Raw genomic sequence first — 14,020 nt, 5'->3', positions numbered from 1 at the left:
CTCCTACAAGGTCACCGCAACTCTAAGCGCACGGCTCTGGCTCTAGGCCTTTGGCTCTTGGGGTCCCCGTATGACGCGGCGGACGGGTGGAGGAAAGCCCGCAGGGTGGCCGCATGGATGCGGCCAGTTTTTCGACCGCGCACCTGGAGGGCGCAGCCCGGAAGGCGCGCCATCCGGGGGGCCCTTCTCTTTGGTTACTTTCTCTTGGGCAAGCAAGAGAAAGTGACCCGGCCTCCGGCAGGAGGTCGGAAGCCCGCGGCAGGCAAGCTCATGAAAGCGAAACAACCAGCCCAGTAACGCTGCGCGCACACTGCAAACAAACCAAAAGATCTGAAGCTGGCGACAATCCCCCTAACCTTGTCACACTGCTCCCTCAACCACCCCAACCATTACCCATGCCAACCCCCAACCTCCCCCTCTCCCCCATCATCGCCGGCCTCTGGCGCATCACCAGCTGGCAACTCACCGTGCAAGAGCGCGTGCGCTGGATCGAACAAGCGCTGGAGCTGGGCATTACCTCGTTCGACCACGCCGACATCTACGGCGACTACCAGGCAGAAACGCAATTCGGCGAAGCGCTCAAAACAGCGCCGTCACTGCGCGAACGCATGCAGCTGATCACCAAGTGCGGCATCCGCCTTCGCTCCGCGCAACTCCCGTACCGCATCAACTACTACGACAGCTCCGCCCACTACGTGCGCCAGCAGGTCGAACAATCACTGCGAAAGCTGCACACCGAACAACTGGACCTGGTGCTGATCCATCGCCCCGACTATCTGATGGATGCCGCGGCGCTGGCACAGACGTTCGACACGCTCACGCGCGAAGGCAAGGTGGCGCACTGGGGCGTGTCCAACCACACGACCAGCCAGTTCGCCCTGCTGCATCAGCATCACCCGTTGCTCACCAACCAGGTCGAACTGTCGCCGCTGCAAATGGATGCGCTTGACGACGGCACGCTCGATCAGGCGCAGCAGCTGGGCCTGCGGCCGATGATCTGGTCGCCGCTAGGTGGCGGGAGGTTGTTTACCGGCGAGGATGAACAAGCCGTGCGCGTTCGTGCCGAGATGTCCGCGATCGCGGATCGCTGTGGCATCACGCTCACCACGCTGGCCTTCGCCTGGTCGCTGCGTCATCCGTCGCGTCCGCACGTCATCACCGGTACCGGTCGTATCGATGGTCTGCGCGAGGCGGTGGCGTCGCTGGATGTGAAGCTGGATGCTGAAGATTGGTATGCGATTTGGACGGCCAGCAAGGGGCATTCGGTACCCTGACAGCAGCCAAAACTGTGGGAGCGCACCCTGTGCGCGACTGCGACACCGCAACCTACATGATGGGCCGCTCAACTGAGCGGCGACTATGCACGGTGAGGGGCCTGTCGCGCACAGGGTGCGCTCCCACAAGGTGTCGTCAGGTTGGCGCTTAGCGGTTGCTTACGCCATGCGGCACATGCCCCGTCGCCACGTGCTTGCGCGCGGACTCCACGTTCGCCGGTGAATCATCGAAGAAGATATCGGCGCCGAACGCATCGAGGAACGGCCCCTTGTCGCGCCCCCCGAGAAACAGCGCTTCATCGATACGCACGCCCCAACGGCGCAGGGTCAGGATCACCCGCTTATGCGCCGGTGCAGATCTCGCAGTGACCAGTGCAGTGCGAATGGGTGAATCCTCGGCCGGAAACGCTGCCTGAAGGCGGTGCACGGCAGTAAGGAAACCGCGGAACGGCCCAACCGAGAGCGGCTCGTTGGCAAGCTTGTGCTCACTGCGATGGAACGCTTCGAGCCCTTCCTCACGCGATACCCGCTCGCCTTCATCGCCGAAGATCACCGCATCACCGTCGAAGGCGATACGCAATTGCTCGGTGGCACGCGGCGGCGCGGTCGACGGCAGGATGGTGGCGGCGGCCACGCCAGCGGCGAGCGCGCGACCCACGTCTTCGGCATTGGCGGAAAGGAACAGGTCGGCCTTGAACGGGGCGATGTAATCGGAGGTGGGCGCGCCGCTGGTGAACGCGGCGCGGCTGATCTCCAGCCCGTAATGCTGGATCGCATTGAATATACGCAGGCCGGTGTCGCCGGAGTTGCGCGACAACAGGATCACCTCGACCGGCGGCACATCGCCCGCCAGCTTGTTCAAGCCCAGCAGTTTCTGCACCAGCGGAAACGCCACGCCGGGCTGCAGCAGTTCGTTTTCGTGTTCGATCTGGAACGCGCGATAAGCATCCAGCCCCTGGTGCTCGAACAGCTCGTGACTGTCGCCCAGGTCAAACAAGGCACGCGAGGAAATGGCGACCACGAGACGATTGTCGCTGGCGGCCTTGGGATCGTGGGCGTCGGGTGTGGGGCGGGTCATGAGGGAAATCTATCACGCGGTCACGTGATGGGATGGGGGATGGGGCGCGGAGGCGCTAAAACCCGTGGGTTACGCACGGACACAAACGCGCGCCAACCACCCACTCCGCGATCCCAAGAACCTCAATCCGGCGCGAACTGCTCATCAAGAATACGCTGTTCCAGATTGTGCTCCGGATCGAACAACAAGCGCACACCCTGCCCCGCCGACTGGCGGATCTCCACCTCGCGGATGTCGCGCACCTCGTGATAATCGGCGGTGGCGCTGACCGGGCGCTTGCCGGGATCGAGCACCCGCATGGTGACCAGGGTGCGATGCGGCAGGATCGCGCCGCGCCAGCGACGCGGGCGGAACGGGCTGATCGGGGTCAGCGCGAGCACGTTGGCATCCAGCGGCAAGATCGGCCCGTGCGCGGAGAGGTTGTAGGCCGTGGAACCGGCCGGCGTCGACACCAGTACGCCGTCGCAGACCAGGTTGGGCAGCTTCACGGTGTCGTTGAGCTTCACTTCCAGATGCGCCGCCTGATTGCTCTGGCGCAGCAGGGACACTTCGTTGAACGCCAGCGCGTGATGCACATCGCCGTTGATGTCGACCGTGCGCATTTCCAAGGGATAGAGCACTGCGGCATGCGCGCGTGAAATGCGCTCTTCAAGCTCGTCGATGCGGTGCTTGTTCATCAGGAAACCGACGCGCCCCAGTTTCATGCCATATACCGGGGCCGGCAGCGCGCGATAGGCGTGCAGCGTGCGCAGCATGAAGCCGTCGCCGCCCAGCGCCACGATCACATCCGACTGCTCCGGCACCGCATCGCCATAGCGGTCGATGAGTTTGCGCCGGGCCTGCTGGGCGACATTGGTTTCGCTGGCGACGAAGGCGAAGCGCATAGGGTCGGGCAACGGTCAGGGCGAGGACGCCAGTTGAGCGTAGATGGACGAAGGGCGCAAGACCGTCGCCGGTTTGCGCCCTTCGTTGACCTTCACCGCGTCGGCGCCGTGAGACGCCGTGCGGGCGTTACTGGTTCACCGGCACCTGCGCCAGCTGAGCCAGGCGGCGGACCGCCACCGAGGCGATCGGGTAGTCCGCCTTCTCGGTGAGGATTTCCGCCAGCATGTTGCGCGTGTACTTGAGCGTGGCGTCGTCACGCTGCAGCCACGCCTGCACCGGCGAGACATCCTTGGCGCTGCCGGTCATCGACAGCACCTGCAGGGCCAGCGCGCGGTGCTGGTGGTTGAGCTCGTCCAGCAGCGAACCGCGTGCCTGCGCGTGCCATGCACCTTCCACCGGCAACGCTTCGATCTGGCTGCGCAGCCACTCCAGGTCCAGCGCCTGGCCCAGCTCGTAGAACACGCCGGCCACCTTGGCGATGGGCTGGCTGCCCTGCTGGGCCACCTCGACGATGTCGAGCATGGCGCGCAGCTCCGGCAGGCGGGCCATGCGCAGCGCGAGTTCGCCCGGCATGCCCAGGCCGTCCCACTTTTCCTGGCTGGTGGCGAAATCCTGCTTGCCCGTCTCGGTGAGCACGCCCGGCAAGGCCGCGCGCAGCTCGGTCACGCCGGTCTGGTAGCGCTCCACGTTGGCGTTGATGTCCAGCGTGCCGCCCGGACGGTTCAGCAGCCAGCGGGTGGTATGACGCAGCAGCGACCAGATCTGCAGAATCGCGTCGATCTGGGTGTTCTCCGCCACCTTGCCGTCCAGCGCCTCGATCTGTGCCCACAGTTCACGCGCATCGAGAATCTCGCGCGCTGCCGTGTACGCCTTGGCGATGGCTGCCGGACCCTGACCGGTGTCCTCCTGCATGCGCATCATGAAGGTGGCGCCCATGCGGTTGATGGTGGAGTTGGTCACGGCCGTGGCGATGATGTCGCGCTTCAGGCGATGGCGCTGCATGTGCTCGGCGTACTTGCCGTGCAGCGGCTCGGGGAAGTAGCGCACCAGTTCCTTGGAGAGATATGCATCTTCCGGCACGTCCGAGTCGAGCAGCTGCTGGTACAGCTTGATCTTGTCGTAGGACAGCAGCACCGACAGCTCCGGACGCGTCATGCCGATGCCACGCGCCTTGCGCTCGGTCAGCTCGGTTTCGCTCGGCAGGTTTTCCACCTGACGATCGAGCAGGCCTTCCGATTCCAACTGGCGGATGAAGTGCGCCATCGAGCCGATGCGATGCACCGACTGGTGCTCCATCAAGGTGATGGCCTGGTTCTGGCGGTAGTTGTCCCATAGCACCAGCTGGCCCACTTCGTCGGTCATGCTGGCCAGCAGCGTGTTGCGCTGCTCGGTGGTCAGCTCGCCGCGCTGCACGGCGTCACCGAGCAGGATCTTGATGTTCACCTCATGGTCGGAGGTGTCCACGCCGGCGGAGTTGTCGATGAAGTCGGTGTTGAGCAGCACGCCGTGCTGGGCAGCTTCGATACGGCCCTTCTGGGTGAAGCCCAGGTTGCCGCCCTCGCCCACCACCTTGCAGCGCAGCTCCACGCCGTTCACGCGCAGCGCGTTGTTGGCGCGATCGCCCACGTCGGCATGCGTTTCGGCACTGGACTTCACATAGGTACCGATGCCGCCGTTCCACAGCAGGTCCACCGGCGCCTTGAGGATGGCGCTGAGCAGATCGTTCGGCGCCAGCTGGGTCACGTCCGGCTTGAGGCCGAGCACCGCACGCACTTCCGGCGAAATCGGGATCGACTTGAGCGTGCGCGGGTACACGCCGCCGCCCGCGGAAATGAGCTGCTTGTTGTAATCGTCCCAGCTCGAACGCGGCAGTTTGAACATGCGCTCGCGCTCGACGAAGGAACGCTCGACATCCGGGTTCGGATCGAGGAACACATGGCGATGATCGAACGCCGCCACCAGCTTGATGTGGCGCGACAGCAGCATGCCGTTGCCGAACACGTCGCCCGACATGTCACCAACGCCCGCGCAGGTGAAGTCCTGCGACTGGCTGTCACGGCCCAGCGCACGGAAGTGGCGCTTGACCGACTCCCACGCGCCCTTGGCGGTGATGCCCATGCCCTTGTGGTCGTAACCGTTGGAGCCGCCCGAAGCGAACGCATCGCCCAGCCAGAAGCCGTGCTCGACCGAAATCGCGTTGGCGATATCGGAGAACGTGGCCGTGCCCTTGTCGGCCGCCACCACCAGGTACGGATCGTCGTTGTCATGGCGCACCACGTCGTGCGGCGGCACCACCTTGCCTTCGATCAGGTTGTCGGTGATGTCGAGCAGGCCGCTGATGAACATGCGGTAGCACGCGATGCCCTCGGCCAGCTGCGCATCGCGGTCGCCGTTGACCGGCGGACGCTTGACGAAGAAGCCGCCCTTCGAACCCACCGGCACGATCACGGTGTTCTTCACCATCTGCGCCTTCACCAGGCCCAGCACTTCGGTGCGGAAGTCTTCGCGACGATCCGACCAGCGCAGGCCGCCGCGCGCCACGGCACCAAAGCGCAGGTGGATGCCTTCCACGCGCGGTGCGCTGACGAAGATTTCGCGGTACGGCACCGGCTTGGGCAGATCCGGCACGCGGTGCGAGTCGAACTTGAAGCTGATGTAGCTGCGGTACTGGTCGTTCCACTGCTGGAAGAAGCTGGTACGCAGGGTGCCGCGGATCAGTGCCACGAAGCTGCGCAGGATGCGGTCGTCGTCGAGGCTGGAGACCGTTTCCAGCAGCGTGCCGATGGTCTCTTCGATCACCGCCAGCTGCTCGTCGCGCGGCTTGGACAGCGCCGCCACCAGGCCATCGACGAGGGCCGGATGTGCCTGGCGCAGCGGCTCGGGAATCAGCACCTGCATTTCGCCGCGCAGCAGGTCACCGGCGCGCTTGAGCTCATCCGTCGACAGCGACTCGCGGCGCGGATCGAACTTGGCCAGGAACAGCTCCACCAGCAGGCCGGCAATCGCCGGATAGCGGTTGAACGCGTCTTCCATATAGCTCTGCGAGAACGCCACGCCGGTCTGCAGCAGGTACTTGCAGTAGCCGCGCAGCATGGCGATCTGGCGCCAGCTCAGCTTGGCGCCAAGCACCAGGCGGTTGAAGCCGTCGTTCTCGGCGTTGCCGCGCCAGATCTGCTCGAAGGCGTCTTCGAACAACTGGTCCACCTGCTCCACGCTGAAAGCGAGGCTGCCGGCGGTCTGCACTTCGAAGTCCTGGATGTACAGCATGCTGTCGCCGACATGGATGTCGTACAGGTGCTCGGTGAGCACACGCAGGCCCAGGTTTTCCAACTGCGGCAGCACTTCGGACAGCGCGATGTCGCCGCCGCTGCGATAGATCTTGAAGCGCAGTTCTTCCGGGCGCGAGGCCGGGTGATAGAACGACATGCGCACGGCGTCGTCGCCCTTGAGCAGCGACAACTGGTGCACGTCTTCGGCGGCGGTGGCCGGCGAGACGTCTTCCACATAACCGGCGGGCAGCGCCTTGGCGTAGCGATTGGCCAACACCACGCCGTCGTGGTCGCCCAGGGTGCGCACGAGTTCATCGCGCACATCGTCGTGCCAGTTGCGCACGATGGTCGCCACGCCCTTCTCGAGCTCGGCCACGTCGTAATGCACCTGGTCGCCGATCTTCGGACGCACCACCACATGCAGGCGCACCAGCGCTGCTTCGCCCATCAGCACGGACGAATCGAGGCTTTCGCCGCGCATGGCATCCTTCAGCAGCGCTTCGATGCGTTCGCGCACCGTGGTGTTGAAGCGGTCACGCGGCACATAAACGATGCAGGTGACGAAACGGCCATAGCGGTCGCGGCGCACGAACAGGCGCGTGCGAGCGCGCTGGCGCAGTTCCAGCGTGCCCATGGCGGTGGTGTAGAGCTCTTCGTCGCTGCTCTGGAACAGCTCGTCGCGCGGCAGCGTTTCCAGGATATGGCGCAGCGCCTTGCCCGAATGCGAATCGCGCTTGAGGCCGGAATGCTCCATCGCGTATTCGAACTTCTGGCGTACCAGCGGCACATCCTGCGGACGCGCCATATAAGCGTTGGACGAGAACAGGCCGAGGAAGCGCTGTTCGGCCACCGGCTTGCCATTGGCGTCGAACTTGAGCACGCCCACGTAATCCATGTAACCCGGACGATGCGCGTGCGATCGCGCATTGGTCTTGGTCAGGATGATGGCGTCGGTCGAACCGGACTGCGGCAGGTCGCTGGCCACCAGCGAACGCAGCGAACGCGGCGCCAGCGAGCGCTCGCTCTTGTGCAGGATGCCCATGCCCGAGCTTTCATTGGCGCGCAGCACTTCCTCGCCATCGGCTTCGGTCACTTCGTATTCGCGGTAGCCGAGGAAGGTGAAGTTGTCGTCGGCCAGCCAGCGCAGGAAGGCGGAGGCTTCCTTCACGGCGGCGGCGTCCAGCGGCAGCTGGCGCGACGGCAGGTCGTCGGCGGTGGCGAGCGCCTGGTCGCGCATTTTCTTCCAGTCGGCGACGACCACGCGCACGTCTTCCAGCGCGCCTTCGAGTTTGGCCTTGAGCTTGGCCAGCTCGTCGTCGTCGGCCACGCGGTCCACTTCGAAATGCATGACCGATTCGGGCTGGCCGTCGGGGGCGCCGATCTTAAGCAGCTTGCCGGAGGCATCGCGTGCCACTTCCACCACCGGATGGATCACGGCGTGGATCTGCAGCTGCTCGGTCGCGACCATGGTGACGGTGTCGACCAGGAACGGCATGTCGTCGGTGACGACCTGGATGTAGCTGCGACCGGCGTGGCCCGTGGCCGGGTTGACCACGCGCACCGCGGCGCGGCCCGGCTGGCGCTGCTGCATGAAGCTGAGCAGGTCGGCGATCAGGGCAGCCCACTCGCGGGCGGTATGGAGCTGGAGGTCGCCGTCGGCGATGCGCGCGAAGAAAGCGCTGATAAAAAATTGCGCCTCATCAAGGCGCCCGGTAGGAAATCCGCTTTGCTTCAGTTCTTCGAAAACAACACTGGGGAACGAGCTGTTGCTAGCCGCACGAATCGCGTTCATGGCATCTACTGTGTTGGGGAGACGGAATGAGGCCGGGAGCCTGTTCTCGATCTCCGCATAACCCGTGTTGCTCACCTGCGCCCGCTAGCGAGTGCCGTGTGGCGCAGCGCCTGACTGGCTGTCAGGTCCAGCCGCACGGCACTCGCTAGCGGGCGCAGGTGAGCAACCCTCCGGGCCGGATTTGTTTGCCCACCATCCATCGTCATCACTCGGTTGTGTATCGACATACACGCCCTCGTTCTTCCTTGTCTGGCGGGCAAACAAATTCCGGCACGGGTCATGCGGAGATCGAGAACAGGCTCCAAAAAGCCTCAAAAGAATACGCCTCGCGCCATACCTTATCCACCTTTGCGAAAGATGCACTTCAGCTTGCGGCAGGCCATGACGCCCGTGCAGCAATGGCTGTGCATCGGAATCTTCGCGACGTTTGCGTGACAGCCCAGTGCATCGGCAACGTTTGCGTACGCGGACGAAAAACTTGCTGCGCTCGCGTGTTGCCGTTGCAGCGCCGCTGATTCCCGTCCATCGCGGGCCACCGATACCGCTGCGTATGTCACGACAGCGACGCATGCAAAACGTTGCAGCGCAGCAGATGAAATCATCGACTGACTGACCGCCATGCCGGCAACCCTGGTCCCGGCTTTCGCTGGCGTGGGAGCGTGTTGCAAGCAAGCGCGCTGCCGCTGCAACCGGACCATCGGCACAGGCGTTCGCAAGCCACCGCAGGCACCATAAAGCGGACGGCCGTCCCCCTGTCTTTGTGGCCGACACCCTTCCTTCACGGAATTCAGCCAAAATTAGCTCGCACGTCCCGTTGGGAGTACAGCCACCCAACCCAGCGGAACACATAGGACGCGTCTGAATGGCCCTGGGAGGCCGATCCGGCGTATCAGGGGTGTCTCTACAAATTGTAAACTGTACGGTATAGTCCAAGCTCGCCTGCCTGAACGAGCCACGGCTTTGCCGACCCTGCCCTTCCCGGCCTGCCCGTTCACGGGACGCTCGGACTAGCGGGGCCGTTGCGTGTTCGTTGCAAGCCCCCTTTGTCGTCGCCCGGAGAGGCGTCGACGCGCTGCATCCCCGACCACATTAAAAAAGAAATGGAGCCCACATGAAGTCCACGTCACTGCGCACACCTCTGCTGTGCCTTGGCCTGCTCTCACTGGCCGCCTGTGGCAAAGGCAAGGATCAAGGCCCGCCGCAGGCGCCGCCGCCGGAAGTCGGTGTCGTCAAGGCCCAGGCTCAGAGCACGCCGCTAGCCAAGGATCTTGTGGGCCGCGTGTCGGCTTACCGTAGCGCCGATGTGCGCGCCCGCGTGTCGGGTGTGCTGCTCAAGCGCGTCTATCAGGAAGGCACCGACGTCAAAGCCGGCCAGGTCATGTTCGAGATCGACCCGGTGATCTATCAGGCAGCGCTGGACTCGGCCAAGGCCAATCTGGCCGCCGGCCAGGCGACCTATGTGAACTTCCACAACCTGGCCGAGCGCGACCGCAAGCTGCGCCCGCAGAACTACATCTCGCAGTCCGACCTCGACGCCGCCGAAGCCAACGAGCGCAGCGGCGCCGCCTCGGTCAAGCAGCTTCAGGCCGCCGTGGAAAGCGCCAAGATCAACCTGAGCTATACCCGCGTGGTAGCGCCCATCGACGGCCGCGCCGGTCAGCAACAGGTGACTGAGGGTGCCATCGTCGGCAACGGCGCCGCCGATTCCGGTTCCAGCTCGACGCTGTTGACCACGGTCGACCAGCTCGATCCGCTGTACGTCAACTTCACCGTCAGTGCCGCCGATCTCGATCGCCTGCGCGCCGCCCAGGCCGCTGGCAACGTGTCGCTGAGCGACCAGGGCAAGACCACCGTGAAGGTCACCCTGCCCGACGGCAGCAAGTACGCCCAGGACGGCACGCTGGACTTCTCCGGCGCCACCGTCGACCCGACCACCGGCTCGATCAACCTGCGCGCCCTGCTGGCCAACCCGGACCGCCGTTTGTTGCCGGGCACCTACATCACCATCACCGCCAACCTCGGCGAGCTCCACAACGTGTTCCTGGTGCCGCAGGCGGCCATCCAGCGCGACGTGGTCGGCGCCTATGCGCTGGTGGTGGGCCAGGACGGCAATGTCGCCCGCAAGAACGTCTCCGCGGACAACCTGGCCGGTTCGAACTTTATCGTCACCAGCGGCCTGAGCAACGGCGACCAGGTGATCGTCTCCGGCCTGCAGACGGTGCAGCCCGGCAAACCGGCCAAGGCGGCGCCTTACCAGCCCGACCAGAAGCCCGGCGCGCAGGGGCAGCCGGCAGCAGCGGGTCATGCTGCTGGCGGCAAGCAGTAAAGGGAGTCGACCGACATGCCGAGTTTCTTTATTGACCGCCCCATCTTCGCGTGGGTGGTAGCCATCCTGATCACCCTGGTTGGCACCATCTCCGTGTTGAACATGGGTATCGAGTCGTACCCGAACATCGCGCCGCCCCAAGTGGTGGTGTCCGCGACGTATCCGGGCGCCAACGCCGACACCATGGAGAAGAACGTCACCCAGGTGATCGAGCAGCAGCTCACCGGTATCGACCACCTGCTGTACTTCAGCTCCTCGTCCAACTCCAACGGCACGACCTCGATCACGCTGAGCTTTGAAACCGGCACCGATCCGGACATCGCCCAGGTGCAGGTGCAGAACAAAGTGCAGCTGGCCTTGCCGCGCCTGCCGACCGCCGTGACCCAGCAGGGCGTGGTGGTGGCCAAGAGCAACCCGGACTTCCTGATGTTCGTGTCGCTGGTGTCCAACAACCCGGACATCGACGGCAACCGCCTGGCCGACGTGATTGCGTCGCAGGTGGCGGACCAGGTCGGCCGTATTCCCGGCGTGGGCGCCACCCGCCTGATCGGCGCCGAGTACGGCGTGCGCATCTGGCTCAATCCGGACAAGATGCACGGCTACGGCTTGTCGCCCAGCGCGGTGTTCTCCGCCGTGGCGGCGCAGAACGTGCAGTTCGCCGCCGGTTCGCTCGGTGCCGATCCGTCGCCGAAGGAACAGGGCTTTACCGCTACCGTCTCCGCTGAAGGCCGCTTCTCCTCCCCGCAGGAGTTCGGCGAAATCATCCTGCGCGCCAACAGCGACGGCACGGTGGTGAAGCTGAGCGACGTGGCGCGCATCGACTTCGGCCCGCAGAGCTACGGCCTGGGCGCGACGTGGAACGGCCAGCAGGTCGGCGGCCTGGGCGTGCAGCTGCTGCCCGGCGCCAACGCGCTGGACGTGGCCGACGCCGTCAAGGCCAAGATGAACGAGCTGTCCAAGGACTTCCCCGAAGGCGTCACCTGGTTTGCTCCGTACGACACCACGCCGTTCGTGACGATCTCCATCAAGGAAGTGGTGCACACCCTGATCGAGGCCATCATCCTGGTCTTCCTGGTGATGCTGATCTTTCTGCAGAACTTCCGCGCCACGGTGATCCCCACCCTGGTGATCCCGGTGGCTCTGCTGGGTACCTTCATCGGCCTGGTGGCGCTGGGCTTCACCATCAACCAGCTGACCTTGTTCGGCATGGTGCTGGCGATCGGTATCGTGGTGGACGACGCGATCGTGGTGATCGAGAACGTCGAACGCATCATGAGCGAGGAGCAGCTCTCGCCCAAGGAAGCGACACGCAAGGCGATGGGCCAGATCACCGGCGCGGTGGTGGCCATCACCGTGGTACTGGCAGCGGTGTTCGTGCCGTCCGCGCTGCAGCCGGGTGCCTCGGGCGTGATCTACAAGCAGTTCGCGCTGACGATCGCAGTGTCGATGGGCTTCTCCGCCTTCCTCGCGCTGTCGTTCACGCCGGCGTTGTGCGCCACGCTGCTCAAGCCTGAGCACGAGCACAAGAAGAACATCGTCTACCGCAAGTTCAACCAGACCTTCGACTGGGTCACGCGCACCTATGGCGGCCACATCGGCAGCGCCACCCGCCATGCGCCGCGCTGGATGATCGTGTTCGCCCTGGTTGCCGTGCTTGCCGGCTTCCTCTACACGCGCCTGCCCACCAGCTTCGTGCCCAGCGAAGACCAGGGCTTTGCACTGGCCATCGTCAACCTGCCGCCGGGTGCCACCCTGCAGCGCACGCAGGCCGTGATGGCCGAAATGCGCGAGCGCGTCAAGAAGAGCCCGTACAACGATGACATCATCGGCATGTACCAGATCAGCGGCTTCAGCTTCATCGGCCAGAGCGAAAGCACCGGCATGGCCTTCATCAAGCTCAAGGACTGGGACTCGCGAGCGATCACCGCCGATGAGCTGATCATGAAGTTGAACGGCGTGTTCCACGGCATCCGCGACGCGCAGATCTTCGTGGTCAACCTGCCCACCATCCGCGGCCTCAGCCAGTTCGGCGGCATCGACATGTATCTGCAGGCCCGTGCCGGCCAGACGCATGGCGAGCTGATGCAGGCGATGGGCACCGCGGTGGGCAAGGCGAAGGACAACAAGGCGCTGTTCGGCGTGCGTCCCAACCAGCTGCCCGATGCTCCGCAGTGGGATATGAAGGTGGATCGCACGCAGGCGCAGGCGATGGGCATGTCGGTCAGCGACGTGTACTCGGCCATCCAGCTCACGCTGGCGCCGGTGTACGTCAACGACTTCGTCTACGGTGGCCGCGTGAAGCGCGTCTACCTGCAGGCGGACCAGGCCTACCGCATGGGCCCGGATGCGCTGCAGCACATCTACACGCCCAGCAGCCTGGCACCGGGTGCGGCGGCCAACAGCAGTTCGTCGAGCTCGTCGTCGTATCAGGCGACGGTCAATCCGTACAACATGATTCCGATCTCCAGCGTGGTCAACACGAAGTGGGACATGGGCTCGCCAGCCCTGACCCGCTACAACGGCTACGCTGCGGTCGAAATCGTGGGTAACGAAGCGCCGGGCTACTCGACCGGCCAGGCCATGAACGCCTTGCAGGGCATCGTCGACCACGACCTGCCCAAGGGCTTCGGCGCGGACTGGACGGGTCAGTCGTACCAGGAAATCCTGGCCGGCAACTCGGCCACCCTGCTGCTGGCACTGTCGATCCTGATCGTGTTCCTGTGCCTTGCCGCACTGTACGAGAGCTGGTCGATCCCGGTCGCCGTGCTCCTAGTGGTGCCGCTGGGCCTGCTCGGTACGGTCGTGTTCTCGATGTTGCGCGGCTTGCCGAACGACATGTACTTCAAGATCGGCATGATCACGGTGATCGGCCTGGCAGCGAAGAACGCGATCCTGATCGTGGAATTCGCGGTGGAGCAGCAACAGGACGGCAAGTCGCTGTTCGATGCCGTCATCACGGCGGCCCGCCAGCGACTGCGTCCGATCCTGATGACCTCCATGGCGTTCATCCTCGGCGTGTTCCCGTTGTTCATCTCGACGGGCGCCGGCGCCAACTCCCGCCATGCCATCGGCACCGGCGTGATCGGCGGCATGATCTTCGCCACCTTCCTGGGTCTGCTCTTGATCCCGGTGTTCTACGTGACAGTGCGCCGCGCACTGGGCGACAAGCTGGACGAACCGTCCCGCAAGATTCGCCCGGCCCATGGCGAAGCCGCTGCGGGTACGCCGCAGGGTGGCGGTGGCAACGGCGGTACGCCGAGCAGCGCCATGCAGCCGTTCGATTCGGATCCGCGTCGCGGCGGTTGATCCGGATCTGCGACAGTCAAAGCAAAGCCCCGGTCGAAAGGCCGGGGCTTTTTCTTTGGATCACCCTGCGTTTCCGAAAAGGCCGCGCGC

7 protein-coding genes are annotated in these 14,020 nt (G+C 64.6%); 3 read left to right on the top strand and 4 right to left on the bottom strand.

What is annotated here, in order from left to right:
* The first annotated feature begins 395 nt into the window (after positions 1-395).
* Positions 396-1,274, top strand: a complete 879-nt coding sequence (locus AC1DKY_RS12625) for an aldo/keto reductase (protein ID WP_441603671.1) — start codon at positions 396-398, stop codon at positions 1,272-1,274.
* A gap of 148 nt (positions 1,275-1,422) precedes the next feature.
* Here the strand turns inward: AC1DKY_RS12625 and AC1DKY_RS12620 are convergent, their stop codons facing one another.
* The 4 genes from AC1DKY_RS12620 to AC1DKY_RS12605 form a co-directional block, all read right to left on the bottom strand.
* On the bottom strand, positions 1,423-2,352 hold the full coding sequence (locus AC1DKY_RS12620) for a 5'-nucleotidase (protein ID WP_441603670.1): 930 nt from the start codon (positions 2,350-2,352) through the stop codon (positions 1,423-1,425).
* A 122-nt stretch (positions 2,353-2,474) separates the two neighbouring features.
* On the bottom strand, positions 2,475-3,236 hold the full coding sequence (locus AC1DKY_RS12615) for an NAD kinase (protein WP_441603669.1): 762 nt from the start codon (positions 3,234-3,236) through the stop codon (positions 2,475-2,477).
* A gap of 127 nt (positions 3,237-3,363) precedes the next feature.
* Entirely contained in the window at positions 3,364-8,298 is a 4,935-nt protein-coding gene (locus AC1DKY_RS12610) for an NAD-glutamate dehydrogenase (RefSeq protein ID WP_441603668.1), read from the bottom strand.
* Positions 8,299-8,636: 338 nt separating this feature from the next.
* Complete coding sequence (locus AC1DKY_RS12605; RefSeq protein ID WP_441603667.1) at positions 8,637-8,918, bottom strand: hypothetical protein; 282 nt, start codon at positions 8,916-8,918, stop codon at positions 8,637-8,639.
* Between the two features lie 491 nt (positions 8,919-9,409).
* Between AC1DKY_RS12605 and AC1DKY_RS12600 the strand changes: the two genes are divergently transcribed.
* Both AC1DKY_RS12600 and AC1DKY_RS12595 read left to right on the top strand, forming a co-directional pair.
* Positions 9,410-10,624: an efflux RND transporter periplasmic adaptor subunit gene (locus AC1DKY_RS12600; RefSeq protein WP_441603666.1), complete on the top strand. Its 1,215-nt coding sequence runs from the start codon at positions 9,410-9,412 to the stop codon at positions 10,622-10,624.
* Positions 10,625-10,639: 15 nt separating this feature from the next.
* The gene (locus AC1DKY_RS12595) at positions 10,640-13,930 is read left to right on the top strand and encodes an efflux RND transporter permease subunit (protein ID WP_441603665.1); all 3,291 of its coding nucleotides are present in this window, start codon (positions 10,640-10,642) and stop codon (positions 13,928-13,930) included.
* Positions 13,931-14,020: the final 90 nt, after the last annotated feature.

This window comes from Dyella sp. 01N448 (genome assembly GCF_056399225.1).
This window is presented reverse-complemented; position numbering and strand designations above follow the sequence as displayed.